Origin of the sequence: Microbacterium sp. SZ1 (assembly GCF_002362255.1) — a bacterium.
Classification (GTDB): domain Bacteria; phylum Actinomycetota; class Actinomycetes; order Actinomycetales; family Microbacteriaceae; genus Microbacterium.
Window position 1 is genome coordinate 1 of sequence record NZ_LPVV01000001.1, and the last position, 17,197, is coordinate 17,197.

Sequence of the window (17,197 nt, forward strand, 5' to 3'; positions counted from 1 at the left end):
AGCCCGAGCCCGAGCCCGAGCAGCAGCCCGAGCCCGAGAGCCAGCCCGAGCCCGACCTCACCGACACTCTCCTGCCCGAGGACGTGAACTCCACCGAGGAGGTCGACGAGTTCGACCTGCTCTTCGGCCAGACGATCCATCGGCCCGCCGCCGACGATGCGTCACCTCTCGACCCTGCGCCCGTCGCCGATGACCCGGTCGACCCCGCCATCACCGGCGACCACGACGGGGCGACGATCTCGGCCGCCGAGGCACGCGCCATGCGCCGTGACGCGTCGGTCTCGCCGGAGGCGCCCACCGTCGCCCTCCCCGTGGTCGGCAGCTCCGGCCGTATCCGCGTCTCGACCGGACAGGTCGTCACACTCGACCGCACGGTCATCATCGGCCGGCGTCCGCGTTCCACGCGCGCGAGCGGGGCGAGTCTGCCGCACCTCGTCGCGGTCGAGAGCCCGCAGCAGGACATCTCGCGCAGCCACCTCGAAGTGCGTCCCGAGGGCGACACGGTCGTGGTGATCGACCTGCACACGACGAACGGGTCGACACTGCTCCGCTCGGGCGCCGACCCGGTGCGACTGCACCCGGGTGAGCAGACGATCGTGCTCTCGGGCGATGTGATCGATCTCGGCGACGGAGTGACAGTCGCCTTCGAGGATCTCCCGTGAGTCGTCGCCCCTCGCCGCCGCCCGAGCTCCCGGGCTTCACCTACGTCGAGCCGCTCGGCACGGGCGGGTTCGCCGACGTGTTCCTCTACGAGCAGCAGATGCCGCGGCGGCGGGTCGCCGTGAAGGTGCTGCTCGCCGACCGCCTCGCCACGGGCGCCGCCCAGGAGTTCGCCGACGAGGCCAATGTCATGGCCATGCTGTCGACGCATCCCGCGATCGTCACGATCTATCAGGCGGGCGTGGCGGGCGACGGTCGGCCGTACCTGGTGATGGAGTACTGCCCGCGCCCGAACCTGCAGCTCCGTGCTCGCAAGGAGCCGTTCTCGGTCGCCGAAGCGCTCCGGGTCGGTGTTCAGGTCGCCGGTGCCGTCGAGACCGCGCACCGTGCTGGCGTGCTGCACCGCGACATCAAGCCGGCGAACATCCTCGTCACCGAGTACAACCGTCCGGCGCTGACCGACTTCGGCATCGCGTCGACCACCGGCGCGACCGGCGAGGCGTCGGGCATGTCCATCCCGTGGTCCCCGCCCGAGTCCTTCGCGGATCCGCCGCAGAGCGGGCCCCGCACCGACGTCTGGGCGCTCGGCGCCACGCTGTACACGCTGCTCGCCGGGCGCTCCCCGTTCGAGAGGCCGGGGGAGCGCAACTCCAGCGCCGACCTCATCGAGCGCATCGAGCGCGCCGCGCTGCCCCCGCTCGGACGCCCGGATTCACCGGAGAGTCTGCAGCGACTGCTCGATCGGTCGATGGCGAAGAACCCCGATGACCGCTTCCCGAGCGCCGTGGCGTTCGCCCGAGCCCTGCAGAAGGTGCAGATCGAGCTGTCGCACTCCGTGACGCCGATCGACATCGTCGACGACCACCCGCCCGCCGAGGACCTCGACGACGACAACGACGGACTCACCCGGGTCCGCGAGATCGTCAGCATCGATCCCGATATCGCAGCCTTCACCCGGCCGTCGGCCGCGACTCAGCCCAAGGGCCCGTCGTTCGTGCCGCCGGAGGTTCCGCGGTACGACAGTCCTGAGCCGGTCGACGAGGCGACGCAGCTGCGTCCGCCCGTCCCGACTCCTACCGCCGACGACGACGAGGATCGCACGATCGCTCGCGGGCCCGTCGTGGTGTCGCCGCATGCGGGCGGATCCGCCGTGCCGACGGCATCCCCTTCCGTGTCCGCGCAGCCCCCGCGCCTGGATCCGCCCACGGACGCGGAGCGAGCGGATGCCGCGCCCGCGTCGCCGCAGCAGACCCGCAGTCGCAGGGGTCTCTGGGTCGGCTTGGCGGCAGCAGGGGTCGTGGTCGTCGCCGGCGCCATCGTCGGACTCAACGTCCTGGTGGCGAACATGCCCGCCCCGGAACCCGTCGCCACGGAGGACGAGGTCGATCCGCAGGACATCGTCTCCGACGTGGTGCCCAAGGTCTCCGACCTCAGCGGCACGCGCTCGGGTGACAGCGTCACGTTCACGTGGACCAACACGGATCCGCTCGAGGGCGACAGCTTCATCTGGATGCCGGTCGACCTCAGCGGAGCAGGCACGCCGTCGACCACGGCCGAGACGACGGCGACGATCACGGGCGCCGCCGCAGGGCAGGTGTGCATAGACGTCTCCCTGCGCAGGGAGGACGGTCGGGCGTCGGAACCGGTACGGGGGTGCGTGGGATGACGGACGTGACGGATGTCGGTGTGGTCACCGTCGAGTTCGCGGGGGAGTACTTCCCGATCGAGTCGGGCAGCCGCTTCACGGTCGGCCGGGAGGGCGACCTGGCGATCGACGACAACCTGTTCCTGCACCGCCACTTCCTCGAGATCTTCGAGGTGGGCGGACTGTGGTGGCTGTCGAACATCGGGTCCCGCCTCACGGCATCCGTCACCGACAGCGCCGGCGGGGTGCAGGCGTGGCTGTCGCCGGGCGCACGACTGCCACTCGTGTTCGAGGCGACGACTGTGGTCTTCAGTGCCGGCCCCACGACCTACGAGCTCGTCGTGCACGCCACTCAGCCGGCCTTCCGCGCGACGCAGCGCGAGGTCACGAGCGGCGACTCGACGATCGGAGACGTGCCGCTCACCGAGAGTCAGCGACTGCTCATCCTCGCGCTCGCCGAACCGCAGCTGCTCCGTGACGGAACGGGGATGAGCGAGATCCCCACGTCGGCGAGGGCCGCGGCGCGGCTCGGATGGACCGTGACGCGCTTCAATCGCAAGCTCGACAACGTGTGCGACAAGCTCGACCGCATCGGCGTGCCCGGTATGCGCGGCGGCCAGCGCTCGTTCGCGACGAACCGACGGGCGCGGCTGGTGGAGTACACGATCGCCACGCGCCTCGTGACCAAGGAGGACCTCGTGGAGCTGGACCGCCCGCACGCCTCGGGCGAGGACGAGGATGCCTGAGAGCCGCCGCCCGGAGGAGGACAGCCGGTGAACGAGCTGAGCGCCCTCGGGCTCTCGCCGCGGCATGAGGACGAGTGGCGCGACTTCTTCGCGAGCGGACGGGTGTTCGCCGTACCGCTCGACCGCCGTCGAGTGCGTGCACGTCGGCGCGCGAACGCCGCCGTGATCGCGGTGGCCGTCGTCGTGCTGATCGCAGCGGTCGTGACCTTCGTCGCGGTGCTCCTGCTGCATCTCGGCGGACCCGTGACCGTGCTGCTGCTGGCCCTCCTGATGCTGGCCGCCGCGATGCTGGTGCTGCGCTTCGCGCTGCTGCGCCGACGTCTGCGGATCGGCCGTGGCGCCGGCGAGGACTACCTCGTGGTCAGTGCCGAGGGCCTGCGGCTCGCCGGACACGTCGATCTGCCGTGGAGCGCTGTCATCGGCGGAGTCGGCTTCGACGACCGGGGCACCGCGGTGCCGCTGCTGCGCGGCCCCGCCGCCGCGATCGAACGATCAGGGGGCCGTGTGCAGTCCGAGTTCGTGTTCGGTGTGCGCGGCGTGCGGGCACTGCGCGACGGAGCTCCGCACGACCTCCGCGCTCTCTTCGAGGTGATCGAGCACCACGGCGGCATCCGCCTGCCGCTCGACACCATGGTCGCCCCCGAGAACGTACTCGCCTCGCTCGCGGCTATCTGCATCGCCGGGCGCCGCGCGGGCGTCGAGGTCGAGGTCACGGCCGACCGCTCCAGGATCTACACGAGAACAGTCGCCCTGCTCGGCCCGGAGACGACGTCTCCGACGGCCGCAGGGCAGGGATGAGGGGAACATCATGGCCGACCTGCGAGCCAGCCGCTGCGAGCAGCTCACCGCACCCGTGACGGCGCTCACGATTGCGGTCGTCGGGTGCAACGAGCGTCTCCCGCACACGTTCACCGACGTCATCACGGCGGCGGAGGATGTGCGGGACATCGCCGAGCTCGGCTCCGCCGGCGTGGGGGACAACGATTACGTGGCCTGGGCAGCAGGTGCGCCCGCGACTCTCACGGCGATGATCGAGGCCGCGCAGGCCAAGAGCACGGCGGGCATCTGGGAGGCCTTCTCGCACCCGCAGTTCGGCCTGCACCGGCTGGCTACGGCGTGCGCTGGGCTGCCGGGCTGGGCCGTGCCGGAGGGGTCCGAGTTCGCCTGACCGAGCCGTTCGAGCGCGGGTCAGCAGCCGACGGGCGCGCCGAGATCGGGCAGCTCGACGTCTTCGCCCCACCCGGAGAACTCGAGCTGCAGCGCGCCGGCCGCATCGGCGCGCGTGAGAGTCGACGGCAGGGCCGCCCCCTCGGTGCTGACGCGGAGCGCTCCCAGGGTGCCGTCGACCCCGAGCACGAGGTCGACCGCGTCGCCCGACGGGGCCGCGAGTTTCGATGCGTCGGCGCTGTACTCCGCGATCGTCTGGAGCGGATGCAGCAGCGCACCCCAGCGCGTGAGTGCGGTGTCGTCGGTCGCGACGCACGTGAAGACGCCGGCTCGGATGTCGTCGACGGCTGTCGTCGCCGAGGGGTTCACGTACGCCTGGCCGTCGGCGACGACGACGGTCGTCGTCGCGCCGTCCACCGTGAACGCGGCGACCGTCTGCTCGCTCGACCCGTGCACCTCGACCGCGAGGACGCGCCCGGCGCCGTTCGTGTAGGTGCCGGTCATCGTCGCCGTCCCCGCTTCCCGCACGGCGGAGAGGACCGTGGCGCGCGCCGCGTCGGCATCCAGCAGCACGAGTCCGTTCCCCGAGGTCTCCTGGTCCCACGCGTCGAGGTCGATGTGAGTGGGCGACGGCACGGGGTCGGCGGGCGTCGTCGGTCCGGAGCACCCCGTCAGCAGCAGTGCCGTTCCGAGCAGGACGGCGATCAGCCGCCGGTCACTCGGCCGGGACATCGGCGACGCATCCCGAGACCGCGCCCTGCGCGTCGAGCGTCTCTCTGTCGAGCTTGACCTCGGCGGTCTCGTTGCCGGAGGCCGGGCGCACCACGATGCAGGACCCGTCGTCGACGATGGCCGCCGCGCGCGGCAGCCAGGCCTCGGTGCCGGTCACGAGCTGAGACACGTCGAGCGTGGGGCCGGACGGGCCGTCGACGACGATCACCTGATACGGCACGTCCGGGCCCGACCAGTCGGCGCGGACGACGTTGTCGGTCACCTCGAGCTTCAGGTCCGTCGCCGCTGATCCGCTCGAGAGGCCGCCGAGGATGACGAACACGACGAACGCGATGAGGGCGAGCAAGGTCGTCCCGACCGAGATGAGGAACGCGGGATGCCGCCACAGCGGCCGCTGCCTCTCGGGCGCCTCCTCGAGCTCGGGGAGAACGTCGCCCGAGGTCTCGAGGGTGCGGATCGCACCGGGGGCCATCTGCATGCTCGGGCGGGGCGTGTCCCAGCCGAGTTGGCCGTCGAGCGCGGCCGGAGCCGCGGTGCGCGTCTGCGTCCAGGGCACGGGGGCCTCGGTGATCATGGCGTTCGCGGGGCGCTCGGCGCCCGGAGCAGCGTTCTGCTGGCGGCGGGTGCGCGGGATGTCGCTCATGGATATACCGAGGTTCTCCGTCGTGGTCGGGCGCGTCTATCCTAGTCATGGCCTGTCGCCGACCCTGGAGTCCCATGACCTCGACGCACCGACGCCGGCGCGGAGCTCTCGCTCTCGCCGCCCTCGCCGGTGCCCTGCTGCTCGGGTCGCCTCTGGTCGCCCCCAGCGCCCTCGCTGCGTCCGCACCGGAGTCGGGAGGGGCGGTCGAGGTGTCTTATTCGGACGCGAGTGAGATCCGCCCTGGCGAGGGGTGGCTCATCGACTGCTCCGGCGTCGGCGCTCTCGAAGGCATCACCGTGACGTGCGCGGAGGACAGGGTCGAGCTCGTCTCCGCGGGTTTCGACACCGACCTGGGCACTCAGACGCTCACGGTGCCGCAGGTCTTCGGCGCCACCCGTCTCTCCGTCGACTACCGCGTGCGGCTGGAACCGCCGCCCGCCCCCGAGGTGGGCGTCGACCGTCTCGACCTGCCGATCGCCGTAGGAGAGCAGGCGCTCATTCCCCTGTCTGCCCTCGCCATCACGTGCGCGGTGTGCACCGACGACGGCGGTGCGACCATACGGGTCGACGATCCGCCCGCCGGCCTCTCGGCCGGTGTCAGCAGCACGCACCTGGCGCTCCGCACGACGACGCCCGGCGACGCCGTCGTGCCGATCACCGTCACCGACGACGCGGGGCAGGCGGTGTCGATCGAGCTCACCGTCTCGGTCATCGCTGCGCCGGATCCGACGATCGGCGGCCTGCACGTCGTCGGCGACGCGACGGCGATCCCTGTCGTCGATCAGATCTGGGGCGGCGACGCCGCGATCGTCTGCAGCGCACCTCAGTCGATCGGTCTCCGCTGCACCCCCGACGGCGGCGTCGAGCGCACCGGCACCGGACCTTCGCAGCTGCTGTTCCGCGTGGTCGCCGACGACGGCCGTTTCACCTGGGGCAGCATCACCGACGACCCGGACGCGGATGACATCGCGCTCGCCGCCCCCTCGTGGGAGAGTGAAGCGCCGCTGTCGCTCGTGTCGGCCCCCGTCGACGAGCAGCAGGCCGACGACGTCGTGCCGCTCGCCGGTCTGGCGCAGCTTCTGGAAGGGATACCCGCATCATGAGCCTTCGGCTGACCGTCGCCGACCGCCCAGGGGCACCGCAGCCCGAGTCGTGGATCGTGAAGATCGACGAGGCGACCACGATCTCGGAGATCGGCGAGTCGCTCGACGTACCCGTCGACGAGCTCGCACCCGGCACCGACCCCGCCTCGGCGTTCACGGCCACCGGCATCCGCAGCGGTGTGGTGGTGCCCTCCCGGCGTCAGGTGATGCTCGACCCGGGCACCCTGCGACTGGAGTTCGTCGCCGGTCCCTTCGCCGGCGAGTCCGTACCGATGTCGCCGGGCGTCGCGACGACGATCGGACGCGGCTCGACCGCGGCCGTCCGCGTCGCCGACCCGCATCTCGGCGAGGAGCACGCGTCGATCACCGTCTCGGGCGGTCTGGCCGAAGACGGCTCGCTCCTCCCCGTGACCGCGCGCATCGAGCTCCTCACCTCCGACGCCGATCTGGTCGTGAACGGATCGAGCGGAGAGCGCTCCGCCGACATCGTGCCCGCCGACCTCGTGCAGCTGGGCAGCAGCGTCATCCGCATCGGCGCGGCCCCGGCATCCGACGCCGACATCACGATCGACGAGGTCGGCGCCCGCGCGTTCAACAGGCCGTCGCGCATCCGCCCCTCGCAGGTGCCGCCCGTGATCCCGCTGCCCGGCGACAAGCCGGAGGAGCAGGACGCCTCGCCCCTGCCGTGGCTGTCGGCCATCGTGCCCGTCGTGCTCGGCATCACGCTGGCGTTCGTGTTCCAGCGCCCGATCATGCTCCTCATGGCAGCGGCCTCGCCGGTCATGGTGATCGGTTCTTTCTTCGCGAACAAGAAGCTCGCCCGCCGCAAGGGCGAGCGCAGCGAGGCCGACTGGATCGAGGAGATCGACGACGCGCGCAAGCGCATCGCCGTGCACGTGCGTCAGCAGCGGCTCACCAGCTGGTACCACCACCTCGACCCCGTGTACATCCGCGACGTCGTGACCCGCCCGCTCTCGCGGCTGTGGGAGCGGCGGCGCAGCGAGGAGGACGCGCTGCGCGCCAGGGTGGGCGTCGCCGACGTGCCGCTCGACGTGCGGTTCGAGGGAGGCCCGCAGAAGGAGCGCCGCAGCGATCGGCGAGTGGGCGTGTCGCCGTCGCCGGTCGCGGTGGATCTCGCCTCCGGCCCGGTCGGAGTGGCCGGGCCCGCCGATGTCACCGGCGGCGTGGCCCGCGCGATGCTCACCGGTCTCGTCGCTCTGCGCTCGCCGCGCGACCTGCAGGTGGTCGTGCTGTGCGACCGCGACCAGGAGCACGCCTGGTCGTGGGTGCAGTGGCTGCCGCACGCGCAGCCGGGCGTCGGACCGGTCGCGCTCATCGGCAACACCGACCTCACGCGCCGTGAGCGCATTCGCGAGATCGGCACATTGCTCGACATCCGCATGCGGATCGGCCGCGACCGCCGGCTGGACACGGAGTCGCAGATCGTCCTCGTGGTCGACGGCGCGCGCCGCTACCGCATGCTCCCCGGCATGGTGACGATCCTCGAGCAGGGCGCGGCGTACGGCATCCACGTGATCGCGATCGACTCCGACCGCTCGCGCCTTCCCGAGGAGGCGACCACGGTCGTCGTCGCCGACCCGGGCGACCCGCTGCTCGGCCGCGTCGAGTCGGGCGAGGCGTATCACTCGCCGGTGCTGTTCGACCAGGTGAGCGTCGCGTACGCCGAGGAGATCTCGCGGGCGCTGTGCTCGATCGAGCATGTGCGCGGCGTGGGCGACGACGCGACCGTGCCGAACAGCGTGCGCTACACCGAGCTGCTCGGCATCGACCTCGCCGACCCGCAGCCGATCATCGACCAGTGGCAGGTCGTGCCGCGGCAGTCGTACGTGGTGATCGGGGCGGGCGCCGAGGGCGAGTACGCGATCGACATCGCGACCGACGGCCCGCACGCGCTCGTCGCGGGGACGACCGGTTCCGGAAAGTCCGAGTTCCTGCAGGCGCTCGTGATCTCGCTCGCGCTCGCGAACCGACCAGACGCCCTGAACTTCGTGCTCATCGACTACAAGGGCGGCTCGGCGTTCGCCGACTGCGCACGCCTGCCGCACACGGTCGGCATGGTGACGAACCTCGATGCCCGCGAGACCGAACGCGCTCTCGCCTCGCTCGACGCCGAGCTCAAGCGCCGCGAGCGCGTGCTCCGCGACGACATCGGCGCGAAGGACGTGGACGCGGCGTGGGAGAAGGATGCCGAGGCCGCCGCGAGGCTGGGCCTCGCCCGCCTCATGATCGTCGTCGACGAGTTCGCCGAGCTGAAGACCGAGCTGCCGGACTTCATCAACGGCCTCGTGCGCATAGCCCGCGTCGGCCGGTCGCTGGGCGTCAACCTGGTTCTCGCGACGCAGCGACCCTCGGGTGTCATCACGCCGGAGATGCAGTCGAACATCAACCTGCGCATCGCCCTGCGCGTGACCGACCGCGCCGACTCCACCGACATCATCGGCGTGCCGGATGCCGCGCTCATCTCGGCGTCCACCCCCGGTCGCGGCTATGTGCGAGCGGGACTGGATGCCGCGCCCGCACCGTTCCAGACGGCGCGCGTCGCCGGGCTGCGCATCGGCCACCAGCGCACCACCCGGGTGCTGCCGCCCGCCGCGCGGTACGACTGGCAGACGGTGGGCCTGCCGCCGCGGTTCCCCGCGGTCGAGACCGCCGCGCACCGTCCCGACCAGGACGACACCGACCTGCGCGGTCTCGTGCAGCTCGCCAATCAGGCAGCGACCGCTCTCGGCATCGAGCGCAGCCCGTCGCCCTGGCTGCTGCCGCTGCCCGACCTGCTGCCCCTCGACCGCTTCGACGAGTCGTCGGCTCCCGAGGGCGGGCTCGTGCTCGGCCTCGTCGACGTGCCGTCGAAGCAGAACCAGCGCCCGCTCGTCTGGAACGTGCTGACCGGATCGCACCTGCTCTTCTTCGGCGGCAGCCGATCGGGTCGGACGACCGCCGTGCGCACCCTGCTCGCGCAGGCCGTGCAGCGCTTCACCCCGGCCGATCTGCACATCTACGCGGTCGACTACGGCACCGGGGCGCTGCTGCCCTTCGCCGATGCGCCGCACACCGGCGCCGTCGTCACGCCGCAGGACGCCGCTCGACTGCCTCGCCTGCTCGACCGGCTCGGCATGGATCTGTCTCGACGCCAGGCGACCCTCGCGCGCGCCGGAGTCGGCAGCATCGCCGAGCAGCGGCGGCAGGTCGACGCCCGCGACGCCCTGCCGTACAACATCGTCGTGATCGACGGATGGGAGCGCCTCGGCGCCTCGATGAGCGCCGACGACATGGTGCTCGTGCGCGATCAGGTCATGCGTCTGCTGCGGGAGGGCCCGGCCGTCGGTCTGCGGCTCATCCTCACGGCTGACCGGTCGATCTCGTCCGACAAGGTCTCGACGTTCATCGACACGCAGTACGCGCTGCGGATGCGCGACATCAACGACTACCGGGGTGCGGGCATCATGATCCGCGACCTCGCGCCGAACATGCCACCGGGCCGTGCGCTCTTCGGCTCGGAGGGCACCGAGGCGCAGATCGCGGTGCTGTCGGCGGATGCCGGAGGCGAGGCGCAGACAGCCGCCGCACGCGGCATCGTCGAGTACGTGCGCGGACACTTCGGCCAGTTCCCGCAGTTGGCGGAGCTCCCGCAGCCGATGCGCGTCGACCCGCTGCCCTCACGCATCGGCCTCAGCGTCGTGCCCTCGCTGCCCCTGCTGTCGGGGTCGACGGCGGAGACGCCCGTCGTCGCGGTCGGCGGCGACCAGCTGTCGCGCATCACGATCGACTGGCCGTCGATCGGCGGGTTCGTCGTGGCCGGAGATCGCCGCAGCGGCAAGACGCACACGCTCGCGGCACTCGCCCACCAGCTCGGCTGGCACAAGACGCCCATGGTCATCGTGGCCCGCGAGGGCTCGATCCTCGCCGAGGTCGCGAAGAGTCACGGCGTGACGGTGCTCTCGCCGCGGACGCCGGAGGAGGAGATCGCGGCGGCGCTCGCCCCGACTGACCAGCCGCTCACGGTCGTCGTCGACGACAGCGAGTCGATCAGGGACACGGCACTCGACCGGGCCCTGGGCGGCGCTCGCGGCCACGCCCGCTTCATCGTCGGCGTGGGGGCGGAGTCGGCCGGCTCGTCGCTGACCGTGGCGCTCACCGAGGCGAAGAAGGGACGCACCGGCATCCTGCTGTCGCCGCCCTCGACCATCGTCGGCACCCAGGTGTTCGGCGTGCAGCTCGCTCGCACCCATATCGGTCGGGCGGCGCCCGGCAACGGCGTGTTCTTCAGCGACGGGTCGTACATGCCGGTGCAGGTGCCCGACCTCACCGCCTGACGACGCTCGCGTCGCGGATTCGCGCCGGGGTCGCAGAGATCCCGCGCGACTCTGCGACACCGACGCTCGTCTGCGACACGATCCCACGTCCACTCGGGGAGATAGACTGACGCGGGTGCCGCGACCGCGATCGCGGCACGGGAGCACCAAGACGGGGGATCAGTCGGATGAGCACTCAGTGCCGCTTCTGCGGCGAGGCCGTGCGCCCGGACAGCATGTTCTGTCCGTCGTGCGGGCAGCTCATCGGCATGCCGGGGAACGCCGTGCCGCCCTTCCCGGGAGGCGCCACCCCGACCACATCCGGCTCGCCCGCCGAGCAGCGCCCGACCGAGCCGCTGCCCCCGGTGCCGCTGCCGGCTCCGCTGGCCGCCGAGCAGCCACGGCCCTCGGCATCCGCCCCCGCCCCGCAGCCGACGCAGGCCGCTGCCCAGCCGGCATCCCCCGATCCCAGGGACCCCGAGCCGCAGCCCGCCGCCGAGCAGCCACCTGCATCCGCGCCGGCTCCGGCACTGCCGACGACCGTCACGCTCCCCGACGGGAAGCGCCTCGGTCTCGACCGGGTGCTCGTCTTCGGCCGCTCTCCCGAACGCGGAGCAGGCGCCTATCAGGGCGACCCCGTTCGCCTCGACGATCCTGCACGGGCGATGTCGCGGGTCCACCTCGTGCTCGGCCCGACCGCGGGCGCCGTGATCGCCACCGATCCCGGGTCGGCGAACGGCACCCTGCTCGACCGCGACGGCGTGCAGTACGCGCTCGTCGCGGGCACCCCGACGGCTCTGACTCCCGGCGACCGACTGCTGCTCGGCGACGCCGTGCTGCACATCACCTGACGATCCGTACGGCATGGGGAGTTCTCCCCATCGGCTCGGCGCCCTCGTGCGTGTTAGAAAGTACCCGGACCTATTCCGCGGCGTCGCCGCACAAACAGGGGGTATGACATGGCTGAGATCAAGGTAACTTCGGAGTCGCTCGCAGGCGTCGCCAACCAGCTCGCATCGGGCGCGACGTCGATCGAGTCGCAGCTCGGCAACCTGAAGTCGCTCGTTCAGGGCCTCATCGCCGGCGACTGGGGCGGCTCCGCCTCGCAGACCTTCAACGAGCTCTACGAGCAGTGGGACGCCGCCGGCATCCAGCTCAAGGAGTCCCTCAACGGCATCAGCGACCAGCTCTCGAAGGCTGCGCTGGCCTACGAGGAGTCCGAGAACAACATCGGCAACAGCTTCCGTTCGTAAGTCCGTTCGGCCCGGCACACCGGGTCCGCTGATGTGAGGGGGGATGCCTCGTGGTGCAGTTCCACGTATCCACGCCGGCGCTGGGGTTCTCCGCGGCGTCGATGACCGGTGCGGTCGCGCAGTTCGATGCGCAGCTCGCGCAGGTCACGGCCGCCGTGAACGCGGTCGTCGGCTCGACCTGGACGGGGAGCGCTGCCGACGCGTTCCTCGAGGAATGGACGTCCTTCCTCACCAGCGCGGGCGTCACGCGCGAGGCACTCATGAGCATCGCCGCCCGACTGCAGAGCGGGCAGAGCACCTACGAGGGCAACGAGGCCCAGCTCACCGTGGCCTCGCGCTCCTCGAACGTCAACATCCGCGTTCCCGGCGTCGGCGGGGGCAACGGCGGCGCGCAGGCGTCCGCCGAGCCGGCGGCCTTCGAGGCGGCCGAGGTGCGGGCCATGCCCGCCGATGTCACCATCGACGCACGGGTCACCAAGGGGGATTCCGCATGAGCGGGCTGCACACCTACGAGACGGCTGACATCCGCGGACTCGAGTCCGCGCTCAAGCAGCTGCACGGCTACTGCGGCGAGCTGCAGGCCCACGCGTCCGGGGCGACCGGCGCCGTGAGCGCGCAGTGGAGCGGCATCGCGAACAACGAATTCGTCAACACCGTGCAGACCTGGCAGGTCGGTGCCACGATCCTCACGTCCTTCGCCGAGTACCTCGCCACGTGGGCCGGCGACGCTGCGACCCAGTACGAGACCGCGCAGTCCTCCACCGGCAGTATGTGGGGCGGCGGCGGTGGCGCCGGTGGCGGCGGCGGATCCACGGCGGTGTGACCTCATGGTGAGAATCGATCCCGCGAAGTACTCCACCGCGGCAGACGCATACGACACGATCTCGCAGCAGGCGCTGAACTACGCCATCTCGGCGCGCGGTGACCTCAGCGGCTTCGGCGGTATCGCCGGCACCGACCCGGGCGGCGAATCGTTCGCCGAATCCTACGACGCGATGGCGGCCGCCGCTCTGCAGACGCTGTACGACATCGCCGTCGCGGCGCGCGGTCTCGACCGCACGCTCATGGCGACCGGCGGCACGCACGCCCAGGCCAACGCGAACGCCGAGCGCATCGTGTACGACGCCGCCTCCGAGTTCGTGCTGCGTCCGGCGATCGCCGAGTCGAGCGTCGCCCCTCCGCCCTCCGCCTTCGGCGGTCGCCCCGACACCATGGTGCAGGGACTCGACAGCGCGGCCGTGTGGGTGTGGGATCAGATCCTCAACTTCATCGGCACGCTGTTCCCCGACGGCGACCCCGAGAAGCTCGAAGAGGCGGGGCGCGCGTGGAGGGGCATCCTCTCCGACATCCGCAGCCTCCGCAACGACATCCGCATGGGCGACAACGCCCTCGCGGGCCTCGACAGCGGCGAGATCTCGGCGATCACGCAGAAGATCGACGACTTCGCCGACGGCCTGACGACCTTCCTCAGCGACGACGAGGGCATCGGTCAGATCGACGACATCTGCAAGGAGTACGCGCAGCAGATCCGGGACACCCTCGAGGAGACCCGGCAGATGCTCATCCAGCTGGTGATCGAGGTCGTCGCGGGCGCCGGGCTCAGCGTCGCGCTCTCGTTCGTGACCTTCGGCGCGGCCGGCGTCGCCGGTGCCGCTGCCATCACGGCGCGCATCGTGGCGATCGGCGGACGCATCGGCGCGCTCGTCGCGCGCTGCGTCGCGACGGCGACGCGTCTGGCCGCACGTCTGCGCGCCATCGTCCCCGGTCTCGCCCGTGCGGCGACGAAGTTCCCCAAGCTCACCCGCGCCGGCATCGAGGTCGTCTCGGGTACCAGTGCCACGGTGATCGCCGAGACCGTGCAGGGCAGCGAGGCCAACTACGGCGCCGCCTTCCTCTCCGGCTTCGCCGGCAGCTCGCTCACCGCCGCGATCGTGGCGCCGTTCGGCAAGGCCGGCGAGCGCTTCGTCGTGCAGGCCCTCGCGAACGGCGCGGGCGGTGCCGGCGGAACCGTCGTCGACCTCGGCGTCCGCGGTGAGGACATCAGCGCTTCGGCGATCGCGATGGGTGCCGGACTCGGCGTCGCGGGTTCCGCGCGTCTCCCCGGACGCCGCGGCGTTCCGGGCTCGGGCGGCAGCGGCAACGGCGGCGGCGTGCACGTGAACGACTACGACGGCCCGTCCGGTCAGGGCGGCGACGCGAGCTCGTCGGGCGGCGACGGCGGCGGTGCTCCGCGCTCCGACTACGACGGTCCGTCGGGTCAGGGCGGCGACGTCAGCGGCAGCGGTGGCGAGGGCGGCTCCGCCTCCTCGAATCACGGCGATGCGCCAACGGCCACCGACATCCACGTCACGCCCGAGGGCAACGGCTCGGGAGCGGGTGGATCGGATGCCGGCACGGGCGCCGGCTCCGGCGACGGCGGCAACGGCTCGACGGCCGGCTCCGGCGACGGCGGCAACGGCTCGTCGTCGACGACTGATGCGCCGGCAGCGACGCCCGAATCCCCCGCGACGACTCCGGAGCCTCCGGCGACCACGCCGGAGGGCTCCACCTCGGGCAGCGACTCGTCCACGACCGGATCGGGCGGCGGTTCCTCGACGTCCGAGACCCCGGCTGCGCCGCAGGGCGTCGACGGCGGATCCTCGTCGTCGAGCGATGCCGGCAATTCGACCTCGTCGGGAGCCGGTGCGGGAACCGGTGCAGGCACCGCGACCGGCACAGGCGCAGGGGCGGGCGACTCCGCTCCCACCGGTACATCTCCTGGTGAGGGAGCCACCACGTCCCCGGATGGCGACGGCACGACCTCCCCGGATGCCGATACGGACGGTCCGCCGCCGGTGGACCCCGACGGCGACCTCGGCGTGGACCCCACGGCCGATGGCGCGGATGCGGACGGCACCGGCGCAGACGGCGCGGACTCGACGCCGGACGGTGCGGACGCCGACGATGCGACACCGCACGCACCCGTCGAACAGGGCACCGCGGATCAGACGACGTCAGAGCAGCCTCGCCAGGAGTGGGACGGACCTGCGCCGAGCCACGACTCGCATGGTCGGCCGTATCTCGAGGGCCCCGACGGACGCCGCACCCTGGACGGCGACCCCGACAACACGTACCGCGACCGCACAGGTCGACTGCACGATGCCGACACGCACCACTTCGCGACCGACACGAACAAGCCCGAGACCGACCTGCCGGTCGACCGCGCGGTTCGCGGCGAGACGGAGACGATCACGCTCGACTCCGACGCCCAGGCCGAGCACCAGGCGCGGGTCGACGAGCGCACGGAGCTCAAGACGGAGTCGGATGCCGCGCAGCAGCGCGTCGACGACCTCGCTCGTCAGGCCGGCGTCGACCCCGCTGACCTGAACGGCAGGTCGGGAGACGTCGATGAGACGATTCGCGACCTCGTCGATGACGGGCACCTCTCCGAGCGTGAGGCCGATCGCATCCGCGCGGCTCTCGATGCAGAGCGCAAGGCGGCGGACGCGCTTCGTGGTTCGTCGGAGACGCTGGGAGACCAGGCCGCCGGTGCCGTGTCCGCCGCCCGCGGCGAGACCACGCTGATCGCTCCCGGCGGCGCCGGCGCAGGCCAGTTCGACCACGTGACCATCTCCGGCAACCCGCCGACCCTGCACGTGTACGAAGCGAAGGGCGGTAACTCCTCTCTCGGGTACCGCACGGTCGACGGCGTGCGTGCGGAGCAGGGGACGACCGCATATCTCAACGACATCGCTGCTCGCGATGGCCGCCTGCAGGAACAGCTCGACGCGTATATGCAGAGCCCCGACGCCGACCCTCGGGTGGTCGAGGCGATCCGCAACGGCACTCTCGACGTGCGCTACGAGCTGGTCGAGGCGCGTCCGAACGGCGACGTCCGCGTGACCGAGTTCCAGATCGATCCCGATCGGGTGCGTCTTCCGGGCCGGATCGACGGCGACGCCGCGGCGACGCCCGACGCACCCCACAACCGTCCCGTCACCCCGGGCGGCGGTACCGCCGTCACACCGGATGCCTCGGCGGGGAGCTCAGCAGGACACGCGGATGCCGGTACGACCGATGCGGCGACCGACACGGATTCGGCGACCGACACGGATTCGGCGACCGACACGGATTCCTCGACCGACACGGATTCGGCGACCGACACGGATTCGGCGACCGACACGGATTCCTCGACCGAGGCTGACGCGACGACCGACGCTGATGCGGCGACTGGCGAATCGGACGGCGGCCGCGACGATGAGGTGGGCGGCGCCGGGACCGACCCCGCGGACAGCACCGGTCACGGCGGGCCGGACCTCAGCTCCGACCAGATCATTCGCGACTTCGCGGAGGCGAACGGACTGTCCAACCAGGAACTGCACGATTTGCGCCGCACGCCGGCATCGCAGCTCGATCAGGATCAGCGCGCCATGCTCCTCGAGCTGCGCGGGCTGATCGAGGCACCGACGCCCGACACGCGTCTGGTGAAGGTCATTCCGTTCGACGACGTCAACAGGTACCTCTACGGGCAGTACGGCCCGCAGGTGGGCGGATTCGTCGCCCGGGCGACTGATCTGAACCCGTGGGGCGGTCTCGACCAGGTCGTCGCCGATGCACGACTCGATTACGTGCCGAACAACGGGGGGACGAACCCCTACACGACCCCGGGTGCCGATTCTTACGGCTTCGTCGAATTCCAGACCGCAGACGTCGACCTGCTCGGAATCCCCTTCTCGCCTGAGTTCGGCGGGACCGCGGAGTACGATCAGCCGTTCGCCGGGTCTGGGCTCCTGTTGAACCGCGACGACGTGTGGCGACCGGAGTATGAGGCATCGGATCGGATGAGCCTCTCCGAGGGTGCGCGTCTGTGGGCGGTCACTCCCGACGGCCCACGCCTCATGGGCATCTATATCCCGGGTCACGGTTTCCTCCGGCCCCGTCTCGGCGCGTGAGCGG

General features: G+C 71.5%; 14 protein-coding genes. 12 read left to right on the forward strand and 2 right to left on the reverse strand.

From position 1 onward, the window contains the following. From AUC47_RS16490 to AUC47_RS00025, 5 genes are all read left to right on the forward strand, one after another. A partial coding sequence (locus tag AUC47_RS16490; protein WP_143740669.1) for an FHA domain-containing protein occupies positions 1-662 on the forward strand: 662 nt, incomplete at its 5' end. After that, positions 659-2,326 (forward strand): serine/threonine-protein kinase, encoded by a 1,668-nt coding sequence (locus AUC47_RS00010; RefSeq protein WP_096713195.1) that lies wholly within the window; start codon positions 659-661, stop codon positions 2,324-2,326. The genes AUC47_RS16490 and AUC47_RS00010, both read left to right, overlap by 4 nt. Before the next feature lie 5 nt (positions 2,327-2,331). After that, positions 2,332-3,051: a hypothetical protein gene (locus AUC47_RS00015; RefSeq protein WP_256999372.1), complete on the forward strand. Its 720-nt coding sequence runs from the start codon at positions 2,332-2,334 to the stop codon at positions 3,049-3,051. A gap of 27 nt (positions 3,052-3,078) precedes the next feature. Continuing rightward, positions 3,079-3,849, forward strand: coding sequence for a hypothetical protein (locus tag AUC47_RS00020; RefSeq protein ID WP_096713197.1), 771 nt, complete (start codon positions 3,079-3,081; stop codon positions 3,847-3,849). A gap of 10 nt (positions 3,850-3,859) precedes the next feature. Next, positions 3,860-4,219, forward strand: a complete 360-nt coding sequence (locus AUC47_RS00025) for a hypothetical protein (RefSeq protein WP_096713198.1) — start codon at positions 3,860-3,862, stop codon at positions 4,217-4,219. A gap of 20 nt (positions 4,220-4,239) precedes the next feature. Here AUC47_RS00025 and AUC47_RS00030 read toward each other — a convergent pair whose 3' ends face one another. Beyond that, entirely contained in the window at positions 4,240-4,950 is a 711-nt protein-coding gene (locus AUC47_RS00030; RefSeq protein ID WP_096713199.1) for a hypothetical protein, read from the reverse strand. Beyond that, positions 4,934-5,593, reverse strand: coding sequence for a hypothetical protein (locus AUC47_RS00035; RefSeq protein ID WP_096713200.1), 660 nt, complete (start codon positions 5,591-5,593; stop codon positions 4,934-4,936). The genes AUC47_RS00030 and AUC47_RS00035 overlap by 17 nt, the downstream gene beginning before the upstream one ends. 74 nt (positions 5,594-5,667) lie before the next feature. On the opposite strand from AUC47_RS00035, the gene AUC47_RS00040 reads away from it, so the two are divergent. The 7 genes from AUC47_RS00040 (at position 5,668) to AUC47_RS16615 (ending at position 17,193) form a co-directional block, all read left to right on the forward strand. Then, complete coding sequence (locus AUC47_RS00040) at positions 5,668-6,696, forward strand: hypothetical protein (RefSeq protein WP_096713201.1); 1,029 nt, start codon at positions 5,668-5,670, stop codon at positions 6,694-6,696. Continuing rightward, entirely contained in the window at positions 6,693-11,030 is a 4,338-nt protein-coding gene (locus AUC47_RS00045) for an FtsK/SpoIIIE domain-containing protein (RefSeq protein ID WP_096713202.1), read from the forward strand. The genes AUC47_RS00040 and AUC47_RS00045 overlap by 4 nt, the downstream gene beginning before the upstream one ends. A gap of 167 nt (positions 11,031-11,197) precedes the next feature. Further along, complete coding sequence (locus AUC47_RS16960) at positions 11,198-11,860, forward strand: FHA domain-containing protein (protein WP_096713203.1); 663 nt, start codon at positions 11,198-11,200, stop codon at positions 11,858-11,860. A 108-nt stretch (positions 11,861-11,968) separates the two neighbouring features. Then, positions 11,969-12,262: a WXG100 family type VII secretion target gene (locus AUC47_RS00055; RefSeq protein ID WP_060928559.1), complete on the forward strand. Its 294-nt coding sequence runs from the start codon at positions 11,969-11,971 to the stop codon at positions 12,260-12,262. Positions 12,263-12,315: 53 nt separating this feature from the next. Continuing rightward, positions 12,316-12,756 (forward strand): WXG100 family type VII secretion target, encoded by a 441-nt coding sequence (locus AUC47_RS00060; protein ID WP_143740670.1) that lies wholly within the window; start codon positions 12,316-12,318, stop codon positions 12,754-12,756. After that, complete coding sequence (locus AUC47_RS00065; protein WP_096713205.1) at positions 12,753-13,085, forward strand: hypothetical protein; 333 nt, start codon at positions 12,753-12,755, stop codon at positions 13,083-13,085. The genes AUC47_RS00060 and AUC47_RS00065 overlap by 4 nt, the downstream gene beginning before the upstream one ends. A gap of 4 nt (positions 13,086-13,089) precedes the next feature. Beyond that, positions 13,090-17,193, forward strand: a complete 4,104-nt coding sequence (locus AUC47_RS16615; RefSeq protein ID WP_096713206.1) for a WXG100-like domain-containing protein — start codon at positions 13,090-13,092, stop codon at positions 17,191-17,193. Positions 17,194-17,197 lie beyond the last annotated feature (4 nt).

Excerpts from the sequence above, each read along its gene's own strand:
- AUC47_RS00025 (WP_096713198.1), top strand. The coding sequence starts at position 3,860 with ATGGCCGACCTGCGAGCCAGCCGCTGCGAGCAGCTCACCGCACCCGTG.
- AUC47_RS00030 (WP_096713199.1), bottom strand. The coding sequence starts at position 4,950 with ATGTCCCGGCCGAGTGACCGGCGGCTGATCGCCGTCCTGCTCGGAACG.
- AUC47_RS00035 (WP_096713200.1), bottom strand. The coding sequence starts at position 5,593 with ATGAGCGACATCCCGCGCACCCGCCGCCAGCAGAACGCTGCTCCGGGC.
- AUC47_RS00040 (WP_096713201.1), top strand. The coding sequence starts at position 5,668 with ATGACCTCGACGCACCGACGCCGGCGCGGAGCTCTCGCTCTCGCCGCC.
- AUC47_RS00045 (WP_096713202.1), top strand. The coding sequence starts at position 6,693 with ATGAGCCTTCGGCTGACCGTCGCCGACCGCCCAGGGGCACCGCAGCCC.
- AUC47_RS16960 (WP_096713203.1), top strand. The coding sequence starts at position 11,198 with ATGAGCACTCAGTGCCGCTTCTGCGGCGAGGCCGTGCGCCCGGACAGC.
- AUC47_RS00055 (WP_060928559.1), top strand. The coding sequence starts at position 11,969 with ATGGCTGAGATCAAGGTAACTTCGGAGTCGCTCGCAGGCGTCGCCAAC.
- AUC47_RS00065 (WP_096713205.1), top strand. The coding sequence starts at position 12,753 with ATGAGCGGGCTGCACACCTACGAGACGGCTGACATCCGCGGACTCGAG.
- AUC47_RS16615 (WP_096713206.1), top strand. The coding sequence starts at position 13,090 with ATGGTGAGAATCGATCCCGCGAAGTACTCCACCGCGGCAGACGCATAC.